At 39.7% G+C, this 24,463-nt stretch carries 26 protein-coding genes and 2 pseudogenes; 19 read left to right on the top strand and 9 right to left on the bottom strand.

The genetic code is table 11. From position 1 onward, the window contains the following. The first annotated feature begins 78 nt into the window (after window positions 1-78). The 16 genes and pseudogenes from mnmE (at window position 79) to F991_RS13195 (ending at window position 10,741) form a co-directional block, all read left to right on the top strand. Window positions 79-1,434, top strand: coding sequence for a tRNA uridine-5-carboxymethylaminomethyl(34) synthesis GTPase MnmE (gene mnmE / locus F991_RS13265; protein ID WP_004672252.1), 1,356 nt, complete (start codon window positions 79-81; stop codon window positions 1,432-1,434). Window positions 1,435-1,638: 204 nt separating this feature from the next. Next, window positions 1,639-2,871: a tyrosine-type recombinase/integrase gene (locus F991_RS13260; protein ID WP_004672251.1), complete on the top strand. Its 1,233-nt coding sequence runs from the start codon at window positions 1,639-1,641 to the stop codon at window positions 2,869-2,871. Window positions 2,872-2,954: 83 nt separating this feature from the next. Continuing rightward, window positions 2,955-3,038: pseudogene (locus tag F991_RS17855) on the top strand (hypothetical protein); the annotation flags it as partial. Between the two features lie 458 nt (window positions 3,039-3,496). Then, window positions 3,497-3,733 carry a helix-turn-helix transcriptional regulator gene (locus tag F991_RS13255; protein ID WP_004672250.1) on the top strand — a complete coding sequence of 79 codons (237 nt, stop codon included), beginning with the start codon at window positions 3,497-3,499 and terminating at the stop codon, window positions 3,731-3,733. A 3-nt stretch (window positions 3,734-3,736) separates the two neighbouring features. Then, window positions 3,737-4,078, top strand: a complete 342-nt coding sequence (locus tag F991_RS13250) for a hypothetical protein (RefSeq protein WP_004672249.1) — start codon at window positions 3,737-3,739, stop codon at window positions 4,076-4,078. Beyond that, a complete protein-coding gene (locus tag F991_RS13245; protein ID WP_004672248.1) occupies window positions 4,075-4,290 on the top strand; it encodes a helix-turn-helix domain-containing protein in 216 nt (71 codons plus the stop codon). Before F991_RS13250 ends, F991_RS13245 begins: the two co-directional genes overlap by 4 nt. Beyond that, on the top strand, window positions 4,287-4,835 hold the full coding sequence (locus F991_RS13240; RefSeq protein ID WP_004672247.1) for a BRO-N domain-containing protein: 549 nt from the start codon (window positions 4,287-4,289) through the stop codon (window positions 4,833-4,835). The genes F991_RS13245 and F991_RS13240 overlap by 4 nt, the downstream gene beginning before the upstream one ends. Window positions 4,836-4,885: 50 nt before the next feature. Then, a complete protein-coding gene (locus F991_RS13235) occupies window positions 4,886-5,200 on the top strand; it encodes a hypothetical protein (protein WP_051064215.1) in 315 nt (104 codons plus the stop codon). A gap of 10 nt (window positions 5,201-5,210) precedes the next feature. After that, entirely contained in the window at window positions 5,211-5,918 is a 708-nt protein-coding gene (locus F991_RS16875; protein WP_004672245.1) for a KilA-N domain-containing protein, read from the top strand. Between the two features lie 3 nt (window positions 5,919-5,921). Next, window positions 5,922-6,164, top strand: coding sequence for a hypothetical protein (locus F991_RS13225; protein WP_004672244.1), 243 nt, complete (start codon window positions 5,922-5,924; stop codon window positions 6,162-6,164). Then, the gene (locus F991_RS17850) at window positions 6,161-6,469 is read left to right on the top strand and encodes a hypothetical protein (RefSeq protein WP_004672243.1); all 309 of its coding nucleotides are present in this window, start codon (window positions 6,161-6,163) and stop codon (window positions 6,467-6,469) included. Before F991_RS13225 ends, F991_RS17850 begins: the two co-directional genes overlap by 4 nt. Window positions 6,470-6,580: 111 nt before the next feature. Further along, window positions 6,581-6,883 carry a hypothetical protein gene (locus tag F991_RS13215; RefSeq protein ID WP_004672242.1) on the top strand — a complete coding sequence of 101 codons (303 nt, stop codon included), beginning with the start codon at window positions 6,581-6,583 and terminating at the stop codon, window positions 6,881-6,883. Further along, window positions 6,880-8,997 carry a DUF3987 domain-containing protein gene (locus F991_RS13210; protein WP_004672241.1) on the top strand — a complete coding sequence of 706 codons (2,118 nt, stop codon included), beginning with the start codon at window positions 6,880-6,882 and terminating at the stop codon, window positions 8,995-8,997. The genes F991_RS13215 and F991_RS13210 overlap by 4 nt, the downstream gene beginning before the upstream one ends. Window positions 8,998-9,529: 532 nt before the next feature. Beyond that, window positions 9,530-9,853: pseudogene (gene ssb, locus F991_RS13205) on the top strand (single-stranded DNA-binding protein); the annotation flags it as partial. Between the two features lie 215 nt (window positions 9,854-10,068). Continuing rightward, window positions 10,069-10,245, top strand: coding sequence for a hypothetical protein (locus F991_RS13200; protein WP_228127777.1), 177 nt, complete (start codon window positions 10,069-10,071; stop codon window positions 10,243-10,245). Window positions 10,246-10,252: 7 nt separating this feature from the next. Continuing rightward, entirely contained in the window at window positions 10,253-10,741 is a 489-nt protein-coding gene (locus F991_RS13195) for a hypothetical protein (RefSeq protein ID WP_004672237.1), read from the top strand. Between the two features lie 233 nt (window positions 10,742-10,974). Here F991_RS13195 and F991_RS13190 read toward each other — a convergent pair whose 3' ends face one another. From F991_RS13190 to F991_RS13170, 4 genes are all read right to left on the bottom strand, one after another. Further along, window positions 10,975-11,199, bottom strand: a complete 225-nt coding sequence (locus F991_RS13190) for a hypothetical protein (RefSeq protein WP_004672236.1) — start codon at window positions 11,197-11,199, stop codon at window positions 10,975-10,977. A gap of 1,738 nt (window positions 11,200-12,937) precedes the next feature. Beyond that, complete coding sequence (locus tag F991_RS13185) at window positions 12,938-13,945, bottom strand: hypothetical protein (RefSeq protein ID WP_004672235.1); 1,008 nt, start codon at window positions 13,943-13,945, stop codon at window positions 12,938-12,940. A 90-nt stretch (window positions 13,946-14,035) separates the two neighbouring features. After that, window positions 14,036-14,344 carry a hypothetical protein gene (locus F991_RS13180; protein WP_155757152.1) on the bottom strand — a complete coding sequence of 103 codons (309 nt, stop codon included), beginning with the start codon at window positions 14,342-14,344 and terminating at the stop codon, window positions 14,036-14,038. 2,007 nt (window positions 14,345-16,351) lie between these two features. Next, window positions 16,352-16,912, bottom strand: a complete 561-nt coding sequence (locus F991_RS13170) for a GNAT family N-acetyltransferase (RefSeq protein WP_004672232.1) — start codon at window positions 16,910-16,912, stop codon at window positions 16,352-16,354. Between the two features lie 173 nt (window positions 16,913-17,085). Between F991_RS13170 and F991_RS13165 the strand changes: the two genes are divergently transcribed. Together F991_RS13165 and F991_RS13160 are read left to right on the top strand one after the other, a co-directional pair. After that, complete coding sequence (locus F991_RS13165; RefSeq protein WP_004672231.1) at window positions 17,086-17,937, top strand: helix-turn-helix domain-containing protein; 852 nt, start codon at window positions 17,086-17,088, stop codon at window positions 17,935-17,937. Between the two features lie 161 nt (window positions 17,938-18,098). Beyond that, a complete protein-coding gene (locus F991_RS13160; protein WP_004672230.1) occupies window positions 18,099-18,797 on the top strand; it encodes a DsbC family protein in 699 nt (232 codons plus the stop codon). Between the two features lie 53 nt (window positions 18,798-18,850). On the opposite strand, the gene F991_RS13155 is transcribed toward F991_RS13160, so the two are convergent. The 3 genes from F991_RS13155 to guaD form a co-directional block, all read right to left on the bottom strand. Further along, the gene (locus tag F991_RS13155) at window positions 18,851-19,102 is read right to left on the bottom strand and encodes a GlsB/YeaQ/YmgE family stress response membrane protein (RefSeq protein WP_004672229.1); all 252 of its coding nucleotides are present in this window, start codon (window positions 19,100-19,102) and stop codon (window positions 18,851-18,853) included. Between the two features lie 167 nt (window positions 19,103-19,269). Further along, window positions 19,270-19,797, bottom strand: a complete 528-nt coding sequence (hpt, locus tag F991_RS13150; RefSeq protein ID WP_004672228.1) for a hypoxanthine phosphoribosyltransferase — start codon at window positions 19,795-19,797, stop codon at window positions 19,270-19,272. Window positions 19,798-20,019: 222 nt separating this feature from the next. Beyond that, window positions 20,020-21,336, bottom strand: a complete 1,317-nt coding sequence (gene guaD / locus F991_RS13145) for a guanine deaminase (protein WP_004672226.1) — start codon at window positions 21,334-21,336, stop codon at window positions 20,020-20,022. A gap of 182 nt (window positions 21,337-21,518) precedes the next feature. On the opposite strand from guaD, the gene F991_RS13140 reads away from it, so the two are divergent. Beyond that, window positions 21,519-22,118: a nucleotidyltransferase family protein gene (locus tag F991_RS13140; protein ID WP_004672223.1), complete on the top strand. Its 600-nt coding sequence runs from the start codon at window positions 21,519-21,521 to the stop codon at window positions 22,116-22,118. Between the two features lie 48 nt (window positions 22,119-22,166). On the opposite strand, the gene F991_RS13135 is transcribed toward F991_RS13140, so the two are convergent. Next, window positions 22,167-23,120, bottom strand: a complete 954-nt coding sequence (locus tag F991_RS13135; protein ID WP_004672221.1) for a TerC family protein — start codon at window positions 23,118-23,120, stop codon at window positions 22,167-22,169. Between the two features lie 362 nt (window positions 23,121-23,482). Next, window positions 23,483-24,400, bottom strand: coding sequence for a LysR family transcriptional regulator (locus F991_RS13130; RefSeq protein WP_004672219.1), 918 nt, complete (start codon window positions 24,398-24,400; stop codon window positions 23,483-23,485). Window positions 24,401-24,463 lie beyond the last annotated feature (63 nt).

Genomic DNA, 24,463 nt, shown 5'->3' with positions numbered 1-24,463 from the left:
TACTGAATAAATCCGCTTAAGATGGTAATCTTAAGCGGATTTTTTTTGGCTGAATATTAGGGTTGTTAGGTGAATAATATGCAACATCAAACCACAATTACTGCGATCGCTACACCTTTAGGTCGTGGTGGTGTGGGGGTGATTCGTCTGTCTGGACCGAAAGCCTATGTGATTGCTGAACAACTTACACAAAAAACATTACCTGCTGCACGTATGGCTGGCTTTCGCAAGTTTTATGATGCGGATGGTTCAGTGATGGATGAAGGCATTATCTTGTGTTTTCCAAATCCGCATTCTTTTACTGGTGAGGATGTGGTTGAAATCCAAGGACATGGTGGTCCTGTGATTCAAAATGCATTGCTGGCACGCTTACTTGATTTAGGTGCAATTGCAGCCAAAGCGGGTGAGTTCTCCATGCGCGCTTTTGAAAATGGCAAAATGGATTTGGTTCAAGCTGAAGCGATTGCGGATTTGATTGATGCCACGTCTCAAGCGGCAGCACGTTCAGCAGTACGCTCATTACAGGGTGCATTTTCAACCAAAATTAATACCGTTTTAGAAAAACTCATTCACTTACGGTTGCATGTTGAAGCTGCAATTGATTTTCCTGAAGAAGAAATTGATTTCTTGGCGGATGGTAAAATTTTAGCGTTATTGGATGATGTGCAAAGTTCTGTTCACGCTGTACAGCAATCTGCGCGTCAAGGGCAGTTGTTACGTGAAGGTTTGCAGGTGGTGATCGCAGGTAAACCGAATGCAGGCAAATCCAGCCTATTAAACGCATTGGCGGGGCATGAACGCGCCATTGTGACTGATATCGCAGGAACAACCCGTGATGTGTTGCATGAAAAGATCAGTTTGAATGGTTTACCGATGACCTTGACCGATACCGCTGGTTTACGTGAAACAGGTGATATTGTTGAGCGAGAAGGTATTCGTCGTGCCATCAAAGAGATTGAACAAGCAGATCTTTTGTTATTGGTATATGACCTAAATCAAGCAGATGAACCGTTACAATTGGCGCGTGAATATTTTGCGGACCATTTGGAGCCGAAACGCTTATTGTTGATTGGAAATAAATGCGATTTAACGGGGCAACGTGCTGAACTAAGCGATTATCAAGGTTTCCGCCAGATCTGTGTTTCTGCCAAGCAAGAAATGGGCGTTCAGGCGCTCATAGATGCGATCACAGCGCATGCAGGCTTCCAACCAGAAGAAGATACCTTTATTGCTCGAACACGCCATTTAGATGCAATGAAGCGCACTCAGCGTTATTTGGCCGAGGCACGTGAGCAACTGGTGGTGTTTAATGCGGGTGAGCTAGTGGCAGAGTCATTACGATTAGCACAAAATGCCCTCGGTGAAATCACGGGTGATTTTAGTGCCGATGATTTATTGGGTAAGATCTTTGGTTCGTTTTGTATTGGAAAGTAATTTCAATTTATAACATTATTCAATAAGTTCTAATAGATTCCAATATGTATATAAAAAGTATTAATTAATAGATACTTAATGCTTTTTATATACCTTATGGTTATTCAATAGTGTTCAATATATTCATACAGTGCTATGATTTTTTTAGTCACTAATAAGTCACAGTCTTAAAAAGTGACTGTATTTTTATATGGTGACTAAGTTATGGCAAAAGCAGACAAGATTCTTTTTTCTACCGATAGAGAGGTCAAAAATCTCAAGACTGGTGAAAAAAGATATACAGCTAAAGATGCAGTAGCGAACGGCTTGTTCTTAGACATAACAACGACTGGCGCTAAGTCATGGTGGTATCGTTATTCATTAAATGGAAAGCAAGAACGGCTTGTTTTAGGCCGTTATCCCGATCTATCGCTTAAAGATGCTAGACAGTTGCGTGATGAATCAGCCCTATTGGTCGCTAAAGGCATCTCACCAAAACAAAATAAAGATAAAGTCACCAGTGTTTTATTCAGTGATTACGGCGAACGCTATTTAAATGAAGTAATCAAAAAAGAGCGTAAGAACCCATACAACATGATCTTATGTTTAAATAATGATATTTATCCGATGATTGGGCATATCGCCTTAGATCAAATCAATGTTGATGATGTACGCCGTGTGATATGGCGCAAGAAAGATCAAGGTTATGATGCTTCTGCTAATCAAGTTAGAGGCTTATTAAAGCGTATGCTTGATTACGCTATGACATTAGGCCTTGTGCAATACAATGTCGTTCAAGCAATCCCATCACGGCATATTTATAAAGCAGTACCTAGAAATAGATATTTAAGTACCAGTGAAATTCGTACTTACTACACTACCCTTTTAAACTCACGTATTTACCGCCCACGTAAATTAGGTTTATTGCTGTCATTGCTTACATTGGTTAGAAAGTCAGAGCTATTGAGGGCCAAGTGGGAGCATATCGACTTTGATAGCCGTATATGGCTTATCCCTGAAACAAAGGCTGACAGTGCGACAGGTCATAGCCGTGAAATGGTCGTTTATATGTCAGATCAAGTCATCGAGATATTTAAAGAATTAAAGACCATTGCAGGCGATGAGCCTTATGTATTTGTTGGTAGAAAGTCAGGTACTCATATCAGCAGTAATGCATTTAACACGGCGCAAAAGTCGGCTCTAGCATTAACAGATATACCTGATTTCACAGTGCATGATTTACGCCGTACAGCCAGTACACACTTAAATGAGCAGGGTTTTAATAGTGATGCAATTGAGGCTTGTTTAAACCATACCATGAGAGGCGTTCGTGGTGTTTATAACAAGGCGAAATATGAGAAAGAGCGTGTACTGATGATGTCACAGTGGAGTGATTATATTTTTAGCGTGATTTATGAACAAAACTTGATCTTTTTTAATGAGGCTAAAGGGGCTTAATTGTATCTATTTGTAATATGGAAAAATTATTGATCAGTATTGTTGGGTATAGCTAGGTATAGCTTGGTATTGCTAGGTTCGTATATATAAAAGTCGATAAACAGCAAATAGATGGTGCTACACGACAAGATTTAACGCAGTTGTTGGGGAAAGAGGTAGCCATTTAAGCATAACTCTTATAAAGTAATTATAGAAATCAACTAGGAATAATACGTTCTAATTGATTCAATAAAGAAAAAGAGCCAAGCAATTCGACCTACTTGACCCTTTTTTTGGAACTGGTGGCTTTAGGAATCTTCGACCTTTCCTATTGCCAATTGTTTTTAAACCTTTGTCTACCACGACACAAAACTAAGAGAACTTAGGAATGTAAAAACAGCTTAAAAACAAGTTTTATCGGAACTCCGATACAGGTAAGCGGACTTACCCTATAGGTAAAACTATAGTTAACCTTTGACGCAAAGTAAACACTTTGTATAGTCTGAGAAGCATTCATTGTTAGTCAATGAACGTATTGAATAGTGACTAAAAGCTATATCTATCTGATAAGACTTGGTTTAAAACCCTAAAACATTTCTATTTTTCTTTTTGTGTCTAGGCATTTCCATTACTGGAGAATGTTTAGATGACTACATCTAAAAATCAACAAAACGAAAATCAACGTCTAATCCGCCGTAAAGAAGTACAAGCCAAAACAGGGCTTGGGGCTTCATCTATCTATGCCATGATGAAATCAGGTGAATTTCCACAATGCTTGAATCTTTCTGAGCGCCGTGTGGCATGGATTGAATCTGATATTGATAAATGGATTGCTGAACGTGTAGCGAATCACAGAGCCACCAATGCAACTTTGGAGGCTTAATTCATGACTAAGACCCAAATAAAAGCTATTGCCCTAAATGCCGGTCGGCAATTAAACGCCGTGGCAAAGGATGTCTATAACCGTGATTTAGTGACTACGATTAATCATGACCAGTTAAAAGAAACCTCAGCCACTTTAAATGACCTATACGGCGTATTGGATACCAATTATCAGCGCAGTATGAAAGCTGGCATTGATGCCCTTGCCGAGTACATCCGACCTACACGCCTAAAAGCAGTCCATATTTCACCTAAGCAGATCGTGCAAATGTTGGATACAGAACAACAGGCAATGCACCACCTCTCAACCCTACTCGATGACATCACTATAGGGGGCAAGGCATGAATACAAATCATCAAACCCAAATCTTAAACCACCTCAAACAAGGTAAGACCCTTTCACAGGCAGAGGCGATTCACCATTTTGATTGTTTCCGCCTCAGTGCCGTTGTAGAGCGCCTACGCAAGCAAGGTTACGACATCGTGACCCATCAAGAGCCAAACCTGAATAACAAAGGCACACATGCACGTTATGAGCTAAAAGAGGTGCAGGCATGAATCCATCTATTTTTAATTTCAATGAACACGGCGTTCGAGTTGTCCTAGATGATAATCAAGAACCGTGGTTTTGTTTAACTGATGTATGTAAGGTTTTAGACATTTCAAGATCATCGGACTTATTACAGATTCAAAGGGGGTACGTTAAAAACGAAACCCCTAAGCGAAATGGCGCATTAGATCCAAAGGGTGTGGCGGATTACCACACCCCTACCAATGGCGGTATTCAAAAACTCAAATTTATTAATGAGCCGAATTTATATCGAGTTATCTTCCGATCTAATAAAAAGGAAGCTCTCAACTTCCAAAACTGGGTATTTGCAGAGGTACTGCCGACTATTCGCAAGACAGGCTCATATTCAGCAAGACAAACTGCTTTTGATGAATTAAACCGACTTTGTATGCAAGAAAAAGTATCCAAGGAAAAAGGCACATTTCACAGTCTTGGTATGCACCGCCGTAAACATGAAAAGCATTTAAACGCCGTGCGTATCGACACATGCAAAGCCAATTTACAACTTACTTTTGAGGGGGTAGTACAGTGAAAACTCATACACCCCCTGAATTTTTCCAAGCCTTTGACCACTATAAAAATATGGTTAAACAGTACGGCGATGACCACCCCATCACTGAGCAAGCACTCATGCTCACACTGCATTACACGCCTGAACATATCAAAGCAGAGATGCACCAAAAGGCAAAAGAGTTAAACCTATTGCCACCAGTAAGCGGTTATACGGATGATGGCGAACCTATGTACCAGTTAGAGGACATTGCAAAGCATTTCGGCATTACTTTTGAAGAAGCGGAACAGCGTTTATTGCAAATGATGGACAACCGCCAGCAGGTCGGATTATCAAATGACGGCGTTTTGATTGATTCAAATATCCATATCAACCGTGTGCAGTGAGGGCTAGAGCATGAAAGGTTTAATCATCTCTCAATACAATGGCCAACCACTCAGCTTCAATGAAAATGGCTGGTTTAATGCTACAGAAGCAGCAAAGCGATTCAACAAACGTCCTAACGATTGGATTAATTTGCCTGACACTCAGCGATATATTGAGGCATTAGTTAAAAGAGAAAAGCAAAAAAGTGATACGGGATTATCTGGTATCACAAATTTTATAAAAACCAAGAAGGGTAATTCTAGTTCTTTTACCCAAGGTACATGGCTTCATCCCAAGTTAGCAGTACGCTTTGCCCAATGGCTCGATATTGATTTCGCTCTTTGGTGTGATGAGCAGATCGATCATTTACTTCGCGGCAGCCATCCAATATTTGATAAACGCCGTTTGCGTCACCAAGCTGCTGCAACCTATAAGGCAGTATCAGCAGTATTGCAATTGTCTAGACAGCAACAAGGTAAAGAAACAAAACCCCATCACTACATGAATGAAGCCCGATTGATTAATTGGGCCATAACAGGTCAATTCACCGGGTTAGATCGTGACGCACTCTCATATGATGAGCTGGACTTACTGGCTGAGTTGGAAGCACAGGATCTAATTTTAATTGGCTCCCAATGTACCTATGAACAGCGTAAAACAGCATTAAATCTATTTGCTCAGAACTTTAGATCTAGTCGCCCTGTATTGTCTCATCAAACAAATGTCCTGGAGGCCTAAAACATGAAAGATATCGTAATGGTCTCTTACCGGATCAATGATGAAATGGATACTGAAGCGGACTTAATCGTAACTGGTGAGGCCTGTAGCTTTGTCGAATTAATCTCTATTGGGGTTGGGGTACAGGCGATTAATGAGGGTATGGACCAGCTTATGAAGAATCCCAGAGCGAAGGATGTATTGGTTCTTCATGCCGGTAGCTTACAACGTATTTGTGACACGCTTATAGAGGGGTTTGAAGCATGAAAAATCGATTGAAGGATCTTGCTAACATACCAAAGTATGGTTATATTAATCAGGCTTTGAGCAAAATCTCAAAGTTAGCTTTGGTCGGCTATGAATACTCAGCGCATACAGTCCGCTTAACGGGCTTTTTTTGTATGCGTAATATCTCTATGCGTTCGCATGTTATGGCGGAGCTGGAGGGGGAAGCGTTCGCGCTTGCCAGTCACCTGAGTTACTGGTCGACCAACCCCTTTCAGCTTTGCCACCTAAATTACTTGGTCGTAATTGGCAGAGCTCCAAACTCAGGAGCGCATTCTCATGCCTAAAAATATCCATCAAATTACACGTCAACGCATTCAATCTGCCGACTTTGCACATAAGCCAAGTCTAAGCAAACGCATCTCTTCAATGCTTAAAAAAGTATGGGGAGTGTGATTATGTCTAATTCAAATAACGCTCAAAACACATCTAAGAACTATGATGCTGGCGATATGGTTGATGCTTATTCATTAGCTGAGTGCGATATGCAGTGGATGAGTGTTGCAATTACAGATATTAAAAAGCGCTTGAAGGACATAAAAAAAGAAGCTGGCCATCAAAATATTATTGGCTTTCATGCCTTAGAAAATATTGTAGATATGTACCAATACATTGCTGAAAACCGCTTAAGTCATTATTCCAATGAAACGGAAGCATACGAAGCTGAATGGAAAGCAGATAAAAAGGCGGTGACACTATGAATATCACCACCTCCATCAAACCCGATACCATCTTAGCAAATTGCACCTTGCTAGATCCATCGGATGAAACATATCTAAATCATCCCATCATTGAGCGTTTTGGTAGTCCATCACAGCCGATCTATGTGGACCAATGCAATGTAGATATAAACGGCGTGAGCTATGACAATCCTTTAATTCTGCCTATCTATGATGGGCAATTAAATCTTGTGCAATGTGCCGTATTACAGGATGGCCAACGTGTACAGGTCATGCCTGATGGACTGGCTCAAGGCTTTGCAAGGTATGGTCATTTTGACCATGCAGAGCCTATCATCGTCACCTATAACCTAGAGGCATTCTTTAAGATTGCACAGACAGGCTACGCCGTGGCATTGGTCATATTACCGAGCCTATGTGATGCTCAACATACCGAGTTTAAGCCCTTTGATTTTGAGCAAATGCAGTACGCGATTAATCAGCTTTCAAAGGCAGGATACACCAAGCTCTATATGCCAGTACGCCCCGAGCATGTCCAGCTCGAAGGATTTCAAAAGTTAGAACAGGACACGGCGCTTCGTTTGTTAAATCAACATATCGTGATTGATGAGCAAGGCATTAAAACCGATTACCTTATTGAGCTGTACAAGGATGATGGCATAGAGGATGTGGCCATCTTCATTGATGAATCTATCAAGCGTTTATCATCCTCTGGTCAATGGGGTGAACTATTACCATTGGCTCAACCTGAAACGTCCGTAAATAGCACTTATCCAATCCATGCATTACCGCCACTGGCAAGGGATGCCGTTATTGCTATTGCTGAGCATGTGCAAGCGCCAATCGGCATGACAGCTCAATGCGTCATAGGTGCTATGTCACATATCGCTCAAGCCCACGTAAATGCACCGCACCCATTCAACCCTCAAGGTGAGCCATGTAGTTTATATCTACTCACTGAGGGGCAAAGCGGAAGCCGTAAAAGTACCAGTCGTAATATGGCAGACAAGGCCATTATTCAGCATGAGCGTAAACAATATGAGCTATACCGCCGTGACTTAGAACAATGGAAAAGCGGTCAAGCCTCTTTGAATAAAAAGGATAAAGAAGCCTATAGCGCAGAGAATCCCCCACCACATGACCCTAGCACCCTATACAGTGACATCACTTTAGAATCTATTGCAGGGCTATATGTGGATGGCATATTAAATAATGCATCCATTGCCAGTGATGAGGCGGGTCAATTCTTTGGTGGCTATACCATGAAAGGAGATACACGTACCCAAGCCATAGGAGGCTATGCCAAGCTATTTGATGATGGTTTTGTGGAACGCACTCGCTCCAAATCCAATTTAAACGGCAGTGGTCGGGCTTATGATGTTCGATTGACCTTTAACCTACAGGGACAACATGAGGTTTTATCGGATGCTTTGAAAGACCCAGTGTTAAGGGGGCAAGGCTTTTTACCACGCTTCATTTTAACCATCCCTGAAAACTTGGCAGGTACACGCCTACAAGATGCCATCTACCGATCTAAAAACGCCAATCATGACCATAGGCTTATTGCTTATTGGACACGTTGTGAATATTTACTGGATGACTGTCCTAGACCACAAGGAGGGCAAGAACTTTACAATGGGCGCTATGTCATTCCTATGAATGATGAAGCAAGGGAAATAGATGCATCGTTCTACAACATGTTTGAGGAACTACAGGGCAAAGGTAAACGCTATGAATATTTACAGGCGTTTGCCAGTAGAGCAAGCCAATTAGCACGGCGTTTGGCTACTGTATTCGCTTATTTTGAGGGTTTACAGCGGATTGATGCCAAAACATTAACAGGGGCTTGTGAAGTCGTTAAGCACTCACTCAATGAATGGGCGATGTATGCAGATATTGAGGTCAAAACGGAAAGTGATGCTGAGCGATTGATTAAGTGGCTTATACGTAAATGTATTGAACAAAAGACCAGTAGCCTTTCTAAAACATTGGCTATGAAAGGCGCTCCATCACACCTTAGAAAAGCCAAAGAGTTTGACCCTTGTATCAATGAATTGATCGAATTTAATTATGTTCGATTGGTCACTATCAACAAATCCACATACATTGAATTAAACCCTTTATTACTAGAATGACTGCGTTTTTGCGATTTCAAGCTGTATGCCTTACTACATAAGGGTTTGAGAATCGCAATATAGGTTGCGATAGCACTGCGATAAGTTGCGATTCCTTTGCGATTGATACAAGGAATCGCAAAACGCAAAACCGCAAATCACATGATTGCGATATTGAAAGCCTTGCTATACAAGGGCTAGAGGGTGAAATCGCAGAATCGCAAGACTTCTAGGGAAATATATAAAAGTTGAATCAGTAGGGAGAACTCGATACATCTTAATTAACCCTTTATTACTAGAAGCGTGACTAAGTGGCTTAATGGCTTAATCACCTTGAAAGCCTTGCTATAAAAGGCTTTCCATTAAGCATGATAGGGTTTTGTGTAGTGGCATAGTGGCTTAATGAGTAAATAAATTATCCTGATTAAGCCATTATGCCAATGGCTTTTTAGGGTGTTGGCTAAGTGGAAACCCTTGCTAGATAGGCATTACAGACCAATTAAGCCATTAAGCCAAGCTCTCTAAGAAAATATATAAATTTGATAGGTAAAAGATGCCAAACGTAAACAAAGTCACTGTCATGGGTGTGCTGGGTCGTAACCCTGAAACTAAACAATTTCCCAATGGTGGAAGCGTTACCACTTTCAGCGTAGCAACTTCTGAGTTTTGGAAAGACAAGACAACTGGAGAGCGTAAAGAGGCTACAGAGTGGCATAGAATCACCACCAACGGACGTTTAGCGGATGTTGCCAGTAAGTACCTTAAGAAAGGCGGTAAGGTGTATATAGAGGGTTCATTGCGTACACGGAAATGGAAAGACCAAAACGGCGTAGATCGAGAGGTAACAGAGATTCGGGCAGATGTGTTGCAGTTGATTTAATTAGGCCGTATCAATCCGTATTAGTCCATATCGGTGCATATTTTTGTATCTATCAATTGCAAATTATTCGCAAGAGAATAAAATAGATTAAAAGTTTAACACTGTGACACTGTTAATATTTTTTAATATTTAGCCCTGCTTAATAGATGGGCTTTTTTAGCCTCTAAAGAAAAGTAGGGTGCTAGTTTGGAGTGAGGGTGCTTAATATGAAAATGATGTTTAGAAGTGTGAGCCTTGCATCTATCCGCAAAGCAAATCAAAACATGATTGACGGTAAAAAGTCTGATGCTTCAGGCTTACCGGTAAGTATCCAACAAGATATTTTGAATCGTCGTTATTCTGCGCAAGAAATTAATAGTGCCTATGCCCGAGCTGTTAGTAAGGGCTAAATATTCAATGAGTAAACACCAAACTTTTACTAAACTCGTGACCTCCGACACTGATTTTGTCGGCATGGTCGCATATACAATTTATAAAAATGAGAAATTAGATTGGATTGGTAAGTTCAAAGAAAAAAATCAACGTGAACCGAATGCTAATGAGATTGAACAATTTAATCTTTCAACGGATTCAGAACTTAAAATTCAGCATTTTAGAGATTTAGCTGAAGATAGAGTTAATGATTTCATCGATAGTGCGACGATAGCAGAATTGACTGAATACAAGACAAGGCTTCGCGATGATGCCATTATTCAATCTACCAATAGTTTAGCCAATGCAAGTAAGAAAGGCTTTTTGCATGGCGTGAGTGAGAATGTACTGGCAGGTATTATTGGTGCAGGTATTGTCACTCTTTTTCAAATTGGGATATGGTTATATCAAGTTAAAGATAACCCTGAATTTAAGAAACAAGCCGCTGAACAAATACAACAAACAGCAAATTAATAAATAGCCTCCTTCACTGGGGGCTTTTTATTGGCTGATTAAACACAGAAGGATTACTTCCTGGTTCGACAAAACCTTTGACATTTAACTGTACTCATATAGCCATAACATACTAAAAAACAACTCAATTGCTTTGACATTTTGACTGACAGAAAACATAAATTTAAAATAAAAAAAGACCTGCTGTAAGCTAGGTCTTGCTGCAATATCAGCTAATTGAATGTTAATTGATGTTATTGAATATCAAAATGATGCTTTTCTGTGACCATTTGAATTTTAATACCCTTGTAATAGCGAACCATTGGATCCTTGTTGTCCTTTGTGATTTTATCTGTGAACTTATCTTCGCTCATCAACGCTGCATAGGTGCGATAGCCAATAATTAATAATTGCGGTTTTGCTCCAGTTTCAGCAAATCGATCTATTTGCTTGTTTATATCTTTTACACTAATTCCCATTTCATACAGCCTCTTAGATTTTTTCAACATATAACAGGTAACCATGACAATATGATGATTCTAGTCAACCATGTCCATGCATAAAAAAGCCTACTCACTCTCCCAAGATAAGCAGGCTTACACGTCAAACCGTATCACTTTTAGTTATTTCTTATGCTGGCAATATACATCATTTTAAGTTTTTTTTGATAAAAAATGCCATGAATTTAGCTATACAAGACACTTAAATTTAGGTTGACGGCACACGATAGAAATTAGGCAATAAATACCACTCAAACCTATGTATATAAAGGATTTACGCCTTTTTAGTAAATCCTCATTCTGTCAACGTACGTCAACCTAAAAAAGTGCCTTTCGTATAGCTACGTATAGCAAAAACTTGGTCATATTCTAAATCCCATCAAGTTATTTGTCATTTCCACCATTCCATCAACGTAGAGTGAAAAACGCCGTGTATTTTGTTGTACAACACTGGTGCAATTTACTTGGACGGCTCTATGTTTCAAACCACATTGAAAACCCATTGAGAGCCTTACAAATAAAGCATCACAGCTCTTTCATGTGGATTATTGAGAGTAGCGTTTTGTCCAAGTACGTCCAAGTAAATCCGTACAGCTACGTACAACAAAATAAGTAAAAAAGAGATTAAATCCTGTCATACAAGACACAGGCAATTTACTTTGACAGCCCCATGTATAAAACAGCATGTATATTCAATTGAAAGCCTTGCCATTATTAAATTACAGCCGTTTTAAGTGAGTTTTTAAAAGTGGCGTTTCGTCAAGGTACGTCAAGGTAAATTCGTATGACTACGTATAACAAATTCAGGGATTAGTATCTGAAATACCCCCTTATAGATTTCAAATCTATGAGGGTTTAATCGCACTGGCATATTACCGATCTGTGTCGCTACGTATCTCAAAAAGGCTTTAAATCTTGTACGACAGGGTATCTATCTTTTGTTTGACAAGATGCCTTTAAAATCACCCTTAAAAATACACTCAAAGCTGGGCTATACAAGGGTTTTAGAGCTTTTATTAAAAGTGCGTTTTGTCATGCTACGTCAAACAAAAAAAGTCTGTTTTGTCGTGCTACGTCGTACAAGATAGGCACAAATTTAGAGATACGAGGACGGCTTATTTTGTGTGATACAGCTCACTTACTAAAATTAGTATGTATGCCAAGCACTACAAGGGACACGGCGATTTTTGATCTTTAATTTTGTATCACTACGTATCACAAGATAAATATAAATCAACTGAACCAGTACGATTGCTTAGAGCATCACATTTACCCTTACGCCACTCAAGTTTAAATGGCATAAAAGCAAGCTTAAACCTACACGGCGCAAGCTTTACGTAAATTCTAACGATAAGGTGTTTCGTAAGACTACGTAAGGGTAATTTTTTCTAATCCCACCATGGAAAACTTGATATTTTCCTTGATGAGTTGCTCCCTTAAATAGGGTGAAAATTGGCTATAAGCTAAGTACAGTAAGCTTTATCGCTATTTTGAAGAAATCCAATTTCATCAAGGTACATCAAGGAAAGACCCCCTATTTTGTATAGCTACGTAAAGAATTTCTTGTTTTACAGCACCACATTAAAAGACCATTAAAACCATACTCAAATATAGGCACAGCAAGGTTTACGCCGTGTTTTGTAAATACCTGTCTCGTAAAACTACGTAAAACAAAAATGCCCCTATTTAGGGGCAAATTTAAAGACAGCTAGACTGATTAGGCGTATAGGATTCTTGTTTGAGCAGACCTGCTTAGATTAACAAGCATATTGTTCTTATCAACTGGTTCTACGATCAATCCCAAGTCTGCAGCGACCTGTTGAGCATATTCACCGATTTTGTAGAAATCAGTGTTCTCTACTTTGCCTGTATCTACCTTGCTTTTTAATGAAGATAGCATTTCATTCAAAGTGCTTATCACACCATAAAGCTTATGTGAGCTTACTTCATCGCTAATAATGGCATCCTCCTTGCTGGACAAATCGCCCAAATAGTAGGAGGAGTATTTAAATAAGTCTAAGATTAATATTGCCGTATTATTGAATAAGGTAAGGAATCTTGAATTCTCTGTACTTTCTAAATATTCCTTGAATACTCGCTCTATGGAACCCTCAAATTGATTCATTACATTTAAAAGAATAGGCTCATATCTATCCTGCTGATCGGATCCGATCATATTTGCCCAACCGCATACTTGGTATTCGTCCCAGCATGTAAGGGATACTAAGTGCATAAACCCTTCCCAGTCATTTTCAAAACCATCCCTAGTCAACAACCCGGGAGAATTTTCAAGCATTTCTTGGTACCCAAACACATGACAAAACTCATGAAATAAAGTATGAAGGAAATCACTCATTACCCTATTCATATCATCTTGAGAAACTGGTCCAGTATATTCTTTTAAAAAGTATTCGAGTCCAAGATACCTGCAGTTCACAATAATGTAATTTCGACTGTAATCCCTATCAATGTGAGTAAGTGTCATTGCAACTCCCACCGCAGCGCCACTAGACGGAGTGAGATAGTCATTAAAGGATTCCAGTTCTTGTAGGTACTCTTCATCCCCTATTGCAAAGGAAAGGCCTTCTAGAGTTGAGATATCGATAAGTTTCGAAAGCTCAAAAATAGATTTATTAAAAAATGGACTGAGTTGGTCTACTAATGATTGATCAAATCCAATTAGCTTGAAACTAAATCCTTCCTTTAAAGAACTTTTATTTTCCATTTTTCTATTTACTCTTTAGTAGTGAGGGCAGTATCTAATTAATAAGGACCAGTCTAAAAGCTAAGCCTTGAAAATTACCCCAAGATTTTTTTATTGAATCTTATCAAGCAAAGCTTTCAGTGTAGTAATAGGCTCAGAAGCTACCCCTTTTACAGAATAAAAAGACCCTTCTCTATATCCATCCGAGATAGTTAATACACGATATTTAGCATTTTTCGCCTGTACTAATTGTTGCAGGTAATCGACTGGAATTATCGCTAACGCCGTAGTATTGGATAGACGCCCCTGTCTGCTCACTTTATTAGAAAGAATATCAACATTAAATTCAGTTATATTTCCATCAATATTGAAGGCTACAGATTTAATATTCGTTGCTGCATAAAAAAACCGCACCAGCAAAAAATTCCGTTTGAGTTAAAAAGTTAAAATAATGTTAAAGCAGATACAATCAATATCATTATTTTAAAGCCTAAATAATTAGGGAAATTAGTGTGCTTTATGTCGAAAGGTAGCGTAGAGAATTATGGTTTTATAAGCATTAAGCAGCTTAATCTAAAAAGTTTATTCAGTACTGACCACCTGAAAAAATATAAAAATATCAGCATCACAGCAAGCAACGACTACGGTAGTTTTAACCTGAGCTTAACTCATTCACCTTGCAACTACGGCGGTGTAAGATTTTGGTTTTTATGCTCATGCGGTAAACGCTGTACCAAACTATATTTTAGATGCAGTACGTACGCTTGCAGACAATGCCAGCAACTCAATTACATGTCACAACAATGGAGTAAGTCAGATATACCTCTACTACGTGTCAGACAGCTAAGGAGTCGCTTGCAATGGTCACAGGACCTTAGGGAGTGGCCGATATATCAAAAGCCTAAAAACATGCACTACAGAAAATTTGCCGCACTTGTACGAGAGCTGGAAAAAAGAGAGCAGGAACGGCTGCAAATGTTTATTGTCTATTTAAATCGGATGGGCATTAGGTGAATGTCAGGTTGTGACCTTAGGATTACTTAGGATTTACGCGGTCTATAACCATGGGTTTTGATAAGTCCGAACCTTATCATTTCTTAACAAACGCAGCGTTTTAAATGTCAACAAATGTCAACAGGTACGCCGTTTTGAATACTAAGTTTAATTTTTTTCAAAGCAGTCCGAAAGACTGAAGTTTTCTATAGTAGACCAGCGGAAAATTGCGTTGGTTAATGAACTACGAAACTTTCGTACAGTCACACAGTGTGGGTATGGTCAAGATGACCACCCCGATACAGGATTTCCTGTACCGATACCGATAGCAGATTTCCGCTATCGCTATGCCCATGCTCAAAAGTGAGCAACGGCATTCACTGAGCGAAAAATTGCGTTGAGTGGGTGCATCCAAATATGGATAGACCTCAAAAGTGAGTTTTGCATGTGCCTATCAGTCACTCACAAAGATAACCCCAACTTTGGGGGCATCTCTTAACTACATTTAAAGTGTAGTAGCAGATCAGGTATAACCGCCAATGGCGGACGGATCGGAAACATTTACCCCATTGGGGGATATATCCAAACTTGGGAGCATTTCAAATGCGACCAAGTGAGTACCTTAAAGTCACTCAGTCAACAAACACGCGCACGAGGGATGTGCGGAAATGTGGTTTTAAGGCTTAAAATCCCAATAGAATTACAGCGTGATTATTCGGGCGGTTTACTTCTGCAAATAGCCTGAACATAGGGCTACCCCCATTGGGGGATATATCCAAACTTGGGAGCATTTCAAATGCGACCAAGTGAGTACCTTAAAGTCACTCAGTCAACAAACACGCGCACGAGGGATGTGCGGAAATGTGGTTTTAAGGCTTAAAATCCCAATAGAATTACAGCGTGATTATTCGGGCGGTTTACTTCTGCAAATAGCCTGAACATAGGGCTACCCCCATTGGGGGATATGCTCAAATTTGAGCGCATCTAAACAACCTAGCTACTTAATCAACCACTTGGACGACTAAGTTAATTTAGGATTACGTTATCGTTTCGGTAATCACCGAAACCCATGCAAGTGACCAGCTCAAAGATAGTTAGTGAGTACCTCAAAGTCACTCACAAAGGATAAGATTCTAAATCTACCCCCCACCTGAGCCACAAATAAGAGGAGCAGATCGAATATTTAGTTTTTGCGCTCCACCAAAAAGAAAAAAGCAGATCAGGCACAGAATAAAAACGCCTAGTGATGACACAATCAGTCACCTATTAGTCACTATGTTTTAATTAAATTTATAAGTTATTAATTTATATTAAAAATATAATTGGAATTACATTCTGTATTGGGAAGTGATACCTTCGCATCAGATTTATCGGACTTGAGTCTAATCAATTGAGATAAGACTCAAGACGCTGATAATAAAGCTCAGGGCACTATTAGGTCTGCGTAGCGAATTGAACTTGCCATGTGGCTTGATCGATACGGCTCAAGTGTTCAATACGGTGTTCATCAACGAGCTCGATATACTGTAGGTCAGTGCTGTGGTCATAGCGAAAACCACATTTTTCCTGGGCGATTTTAGATTGTATATTGCCATCAAAGTAGCCACACCAAAGTTGAGTTAAGTGAATATCTTGAAAAGCGTAACGCATAACTTCATGGATAGCTTCTGGTATAAATCCCTTACCCCAATGGGGTACTCCAATCCAATAAGCGAGCTCACCTTCTTGATCAGATAAGTCAAAATTACTGTTCTCGCCGATTAATAAACCGATGCAACCAACAACTTGTTTAGTTTCCTTAAGTTCAATAGCAAAGACGTGGTCTTGTTGAAATACATTTTTGATGATTTCAGCACTCTCTTCCATATTTTGGTGTACTGGCCAACCAGCGATGGGGCCGACACGTGGGTCTTTAGCGTATAAATATAAGTCTTCAGAGTCAGTTAGTTGCCAAGCGCGTAGAACAAGACGTTCAGTAGTTAATGTTTGTGACATAGGTCAATATTCTCAATAAAATGATGATCCAATCAAATATGGATCACTACCCTGTGGTGGGGGTATTTTAGGTTTTGGTTTTACATTGGAGTGAGAGCAAAAACTTGGTATGTTCGGTAATTATGAAAACAAAATTATATTTTTAGCAGCTAAATAAGAGATAATCCGTCAATATGGAAAGTAATATAGAGACGATCTTACAGCAGATGATGCACGATCATGCGCCGATCGTCATAGGACAAAGTGATTTTAAGGAAAGCCTTGGTTATCCATTGCCTTTAAGTTATTTGGTGATTTTGATTTGTCATAAAGGTAGTGCACTGATCAATATCAATATGCAAACTTATACTGTGAAGATACATGATGTTTTGGTGTTATCTGATGATTCCTTTGCATTAGTCCTAAAAAAGTCGAGACAGTTTGAGGTCACATACTGTTTGATTGATCGTAGTTTGGCAGCAGATATTGCTTTCCAGTTACCTCATCAGTTATTTTCATTTTTAAATGATGTACCACGTTTACGTCTCGATCAAGACCATCATGTCTGGTTAAGTCTATGGCTAAAGCAATGTAACTTGATTAATCAGGAAGCTCATGCTTACCGTATGTTGATGCTAAAAAATCACTTGCAGAACTTTTTTCTAAAAATTACAGCCCACATGCCTACTGCTTTACAACGCAAAGCACAGCAGTTTAGCCGTCAGGAGCAGCTTTGTTGGCGGTTTTGGAAATTACTACAACATCAGAGTAAGCAACATCGTAGTGTCAGTTACTATGCAGGACAGTTAGCAATTACGCCATTTTATCTTTCACAAATCTGCAAGGCTGTATTTAATGATTCACCTAAAGATTTAATTTATCGTCAGGTAATTTTAGAGATAAAGGTTCTACTCAGCACGACTAACAATAGTATTGAAAGTATTGCTAGTGAGATGAATTTTGTTGATCCATCTTATTTAAATCGCTTTTTTAAGCGTCAAACAGGTTTATCCCTGAGTCAATACCGTAAACAGCAAGGAATATGATGTTGTACCAAAGATAAAACTTGAATGCCAATTCGAAATAGATGTTCCACGTGAAACATCGCGAGAATTGGTTTGATTTTGGTTGCGACTCAGTAAGTCGAGCTGTTTAGCGATGAGAGACGGATTACAATAGCTGCTGATTTTTGATTCGAGTATCAGTCATGTTAAAAAAAATTGGGATATTCTCATTATTGAGCTGTGTTTCTGCTCTGAGTTTAGCCAATGTGGAAACGCTCAAAAGTAATTTAAATAAAAACTATCCCAATATCCAAGTGACCAATATTCAAAGCACTGAAATGGCAGGTTTATACAGTGCAAGTCTGGATAATCAAATCATCTATCTCGATGACAATGCAGAGCATATGTTTATTGGATCAATGGTGCGCTTAAAAGATCAGAAAAATCTCACCAAGGATTTAGTATTAAAACAAAATTCAATTGATTGGAAACAACTTCCCTTACAGGATGCGATCAAAACAGTCAAAGGCAATGGCAAACGTCAGCTCGCTATTTTTTCAGACCCAAACTGCCCATACTGCAAGCAATTAGAAGCTGAATTAGACAAGCTCAATGATGTGACGATTTATACCTTTATCTATGCTTTAAAACCGCAATCTATCGCTGTTTCTAAGCAAGTTTGGTGTGAAGCTAATCCATCGTACGCATGGAAAAATTTACTGCAGAAGAATGTTCAACCTAAAGCCAAAATCTGTGCCAATCCGATAGATCGAAATCTAGAGTTAGGACGTAAATTAGGGGTGAGTGGTACACCAACGTTAATCTTTTCAAATGGTTTGAAAATGGTCGGTGGACGCAGTGCTGAAGACATTCAAATGATTTGGAAGGAATTAGGACTATAAAAATAATACGCCCAATTCATTATTTTGGATGAATTGGGCGTGATCCAACGATTTTAACTTTTCTTGGTGGCGAGGTTATAAACAAATAAAATAATCACTGCACCGATCACGGATGCAATAAATCCTGCTGCTGAGTTTTCCCCGTATAAACCGAGTAATCGCCCCCCATAGGTCGCCAATAAAGAACCCGCAATACCGAGTAAAGTGGTGACGATAAAACCTGCTTTATCATCCCCTGGATGTAGGGCTCTGGCGATTAGACCTGCAAAAAAACCTACGACAATTGCAACAATCAGCGTCCACATAGTTTTTCTCCTTGTTTCATAAAGCGATTTATTTTTTTATCCTGCTAGATCAAGCGCGTGCTGTCTGTAGTAGATTGCTTATTTATGTCGTATTTTTGTGCAAGATTTAGCGGTCTCTGATGAATACAGTTATAAAAAAGGCGCTTAATAGCGCCTTAACTTATCGTTTAAAGACCAATCTCACCAATAAAAGGTAAATGACGATATTTCTGATCGAAATCGAGACCATAACCGACAATAAAGCGATCTTCGACTTCAAAACCTAAGAATTTTACGTCTAAATCAATCTCACGGCGTGATGGTTTGCTCACCAGCGTACACAGTTCAATTGAATTTGGTTTACGCGTTTGCAGCATTTGCATTACTTTGTTGAGTGTATTACCCGAATCAATAATATCTTCGACCACCAACACATCTTTACCGTGAATTTCACCATCCAGGTCCTTCAGGATTTTGACATCACGGCTAGAGGTTGTACCACCGCCATAGCTAGAAACGGTCATAAAATCGAGTTCGTGTGGTTTTTCAATGGCACGACATAAATCTGCCATAAAAATGACGGAACCACGCAGTAAACCAATCAATACCAGTTCTTTATCACTTTGAGCATAGTGTGCATTGATTTTTTCGCCAAGCTCTTTCACTTTGGCTTGAATCTCTTCACTTGAAATCATAATGCGCATTGCAATGGTCATCGGCAGATTCCTAAAACATTAAATATGGGAAAATAAAAAAGGTGTTGACCTGCAACACCTCGAAAATTTGAGCGAATGGGAGAATTTTAAAACAAAATGAGTTTTCATGCATCTTTTGATGATGAATATCTGCCATTTTGCTGAGAAGTGCTATCTCGTTTCAGCAAGATCGCAGTTCCAATCGCCAACAATATCAAACCAAGTTTTTGTTTGTTTGAGGCTTTAGTTTTGGCTATAGGCTTTTTGTCCATAGATATAAGTGGCCTCAATATTGCGGTCATCGCCCATGGTAAACAGTGCAAATAAGCTGTCATCAATGGATTTTGACCGTGACTGACGCAGTTGTTGTAAAGCGGTTGCTTGCAGATTTAGCACCACAAAATCCGCTTCTTTGCCGACATTGAAGTTCCCTAATTTATCATCCAAATCGAGTGCTTTTGCTCCACCCAAAGTAGCATGATAAAGCGATTCAAAAGCGGAGAGTTTGTCGCCTTGTAACTGTTGTACTTTGTAGGCTTCATTGACCGTTTGCAATAAGCTAAATGAAGTCCCCGCCCCGACATCCGTACCTAAACCAACTTTGACTTGTTGATCCCATGTTTTTTTCAATGGAAATAATCCACTGCCCAAAAACAAGTTCGAGGTTGGGCAGAATGCAATTGCGGAGTCTGTGTCATGCATACATTGCCATTCAGCATCTTCCAAATGCACACAGTGTGCGAATACCGAGCGCTGACCTGTTAGACCATAGTGATGATAGACATCGAGATAGCCATTTTGCGCTGGGAACAAATCTTTGACCCATGCAATCTCATCTTTATTTTCACTTAAATGCGTATGCACATAGACATCAGGAAACTCTGCTTTAAGTTGTCCTGCTTTTTCTAATTGTTCTGGTGTAGAGGTGGGCGCAAAACGTGGCGTAATCGCATACAAGGCACGACCCTGACCATGCCACTTCTGAATCAATGCTTTAGAATCGTCATAGGCGCTCTCTGCTGTATCACAAAGGGCTTCAGGTGCATGACGGTCCATCATTACCTTACCTGCAATTAAACGCATCTGGTGCTGTTGTGCGGCTTCAAATAAGGCATCAACTGATTCAGGATGGACGGTACAGAACACCAATGCGGTGGTAGTACCGTTTTTGAGCAGTTCATTGACAAAGAATGCGGCAATTTCTTGGGCATAAGCTTGGTCTTTAAATTGGATTTCGGTTGGGAAAGTATAGGTATTTAACCAACTGAGGAGTTGTTCGCCGTAGGCACCGACCATTTCGGTTTGTGGAAAATGGATGTGGGTGTCAATCATTCCTGGAATGATTAATTGTTCAGGATAATGCTGAATGTCAATGCCTGTAGGAAGATGATCTTGGGCTTCATTCCAAGCGCCAAACCAGTGAATTTTACCATTTTCTGTGATCAGGACACCGTCTTCGATATAACGCACTTGATCGGCGATTTCTGCTGCTTGGGAAACGGTTTTTTGAATATCTAAGAAGCGACCACGAACAACCGTGATCTGAGTAGCCAACGTCATAACAACCTACAGTTTTACTTTTTTCGGTTGATTGTACCTGATTTTGCCCAAGTTACTGGAATATTCGCCTAAATTAAGCGGCTAAAAAGTGTATAAATGTGAGTAATCTTTTGAGTCAATTCACTCTACTTTTTTGGTGAATATGGGGAAGCTGTTTGGATAATTTAAGGATTTAAACAACAATGACACTGTATCAAATACACCATCGAAAAATTCTTTTCGATTTGATCCTAAATACCCCCGAACTCTATGCAATGATAAAACAACTTGCACGGATCGAACCACGTGCATATTTAAGTGCAGGTGTGATTCGCAATACGGTTTGGGCATTTTTGCATGGTCAGACTTTTGATTTAAAAGATAGCGAAATTGACGTGATTTATTATGATGGGCAGGAACGCAATAACGATGTACAGCAGCGAGTGAAACAAACATTAGAAGACTTATTCCCTCAGCAGCAATGGGATGTGGTGAATCAAGCTTTGGTGCATACATGGTATCGTAGGGAAAATGGCGAACAAATTCAGCCCTTAGCATCTATCGAACATGCTTTATCATTATGGCCTGAAACGGCAACCGCTATCGCGCTTCGTTTGAACTCATCTGGAGAGCTGGAGCTGATTGCACCATTTGGTTTACAAGATTTATTTGAATTACGACTCTGTTGGAATCCTGCACTGGTCAGCTATACCACCTTCAAAAATCGTGTTGAGTCTAAAAAATGGTTGCAACAATGGCCTAAATTAAAATGGGTTGATCCAATGGAAACACATGATGCTTAAATGGAAAAAAGGGACTTGATTGAAGTCCCTTTGTTCATGTTCAGCGTATTATTGCGCTTGACGCTTGTTGTGACGTAACGATAGATACGCCGTAATACTTAATACTATGATGATAAAACCGAGTGAGATCCAAATCGGCATGTGGAACACATCCAGCAACAGCATTTTTGTCCCAATGAACAACAAGATAATGCCCAAGCCATAAGGTAAATAATGTAATTTCGTTGCAGCACCTGCCAGTAAAAAGAACATCGCACGTAAGCCTAAAATCGCCATTAAGTTTGCTGTGAGGACAATAAATGGGTCAGTGGTCACGGCGAATATTGCAGGAATCGAATCCACCGCAAAAATTACATCGGACGCTTCTACCAATACCAACACCAAAAATAATGGCGTCGCCCACAAAAGTCCGTTTTGTCGGACGAAGAATTTGTTACCTTCAAGTTGAGGGGTGATACGGATATGCTTGCGTAACCATTTGAGTAAAAAATTGTCTTCAATATTGCTTTCTTGCTCTTGTCCTTTCAGGAATTTAAAGCCTGTATACACAAGGAATGCGCCGAAAATATACAGTACCCAAGAGAACTCTTGAACGAACCAAGCACCGATGAAAATGAAGATCGTTCTCAGCACAATCGCACCGAGTACACCATAGAGCAAAATTTTACGTTGTAAGGCCGGTGGAATGGCAAACGCGGCAAAAATCATCAGCCAAACGAAGACATTATCAATCGCCAATGATTTCTCAAGCAGATAACCAGCGAAGTATTCCATGGTTTTTTGATTGGCGATATTTGTTCCGATGGTTTGCTGTAAATACAGCCATAGGCCTCCACCAAATAGGATGGCCGCAGTGACCCATGCCACACTCCAATAAGCGGCTTGCCGAATCGGCACGTCTTGGTTTTGTTTCTGTTTAAAGCCTAAAAAATCGATCAATAGCATCACAGTGACGATGCCAAAGAATACAAGATACAACCATAAGTTGCCGATAGATTCCATTACCACTCCCGATCTGGCAAATGGAAGCGGCATAAAAAAACCTTGACCAGTTGCCAGATGAATTAAAAAAACATCTGTTTCAACATGATCAAGGTCTTGCCTACATCACCGATGAGGATGATGCTCAGAGTCCGACTTTTTGCAAAGTGTAATGACGGAGCTCTGACACCGAAGCATTTTAATTTCAGCGCTTCGGTTTGGAGGAGGCTACTCCCCTTGTCAAACGAATTTCGTATGGATGGTGACATCCAAATCTGCGCGTAGCATTACATATTTTTAGATGAACCGCAAATGATTGTGTCTAAGGCTCGAATCGCCGATATCCTCCATCTCTGTGGCTTGTGTGCATAGTGCTTATGAGCTTAATTAAAAATTTTTAAGATCTCTTGACGTAAAAACTGATGACGTGGATTTTGTTTCACATGGTCATGCCAATACATGCCCATGCTGATTTTCGGCAATTCGATCGGTAAGGCATGAATATGCAGATTTTCTGCATAATTGAGGTGCTTTAAAATGCTTTGTGGAATGGTCAAAATCGAATTCGGGTATTGTGAGAGGACTTGTAAAGCAGTTGAATAATGCTGACAACGCAGAAAAATTTGGCGAGACAGTTGTTGGCGATTGAGATAAATATCCTCCAACAGTATGCCAGTGCGCCGTGAGGAAACCCCGATATGCGGTGAAGATAAATACAGTGATAAATCCATTTCCATTTGTTGAGTACATACGACAAAGTGATCTTCAATCAGGTTTTCAAATTGTAAATTCGCTTGATAGGGTTGCACTAAATCAATCACAAAATCGATTTGTTGGGCGGACAGATCAGCCAGCATATTTTTACGATCCAGTTTAGAGCTGAGAAACTGAATATCGAGATTCAACGCTGCAAAGTGATTGACCAATTGTGGAAAAATAATCGGCTCGATTTCATCGTGAATGGCAATTTTAAGGCTTTGTAGCATACTTGGTACAAATGTTTGTTGCGGCATGGCAATACTTTGAATACTCAGCAAAGCCGTTTGAATGGGTTGATAAATCTGCTCGGCAAAGGGTGTAGGCAACATTTTTTGGCCGCTACGCACAAACAGTTCATCATTCAATTGCGTACGTAAGCGTTGTAAGGCATGGCTCACTGCGGATTGACTAATACACAGCAGTTGTGCGGCTTTAGAAATACTTTTTTGTTCAAAAATCGCAATAAAAAGCGGGTATAAATTGATATCAATACGATGGAAATGCCCTACTTCTAAGGGGGTTGTATTATGAATATTGTTCATAGTTCTAAATAAAATAAAATCATTTCATTCATAATAAAATTTCGCTTATGGTGATGTAAAGCA

The sequence above is a fragment of the Acinetobacter sp. CIP-A165 genome, from assembly GCF_000367985.1.
Lineage (GTDB): Bacteria > Pseudomonadota > Gammaproteobacteria > Pseudomonadales > Moraxellaceae > Acinetobacter.
Note: the sequence above shows the minus strand (reverse complement) of the source record. Positions and strands in the feature narration are given on the sequence as shown.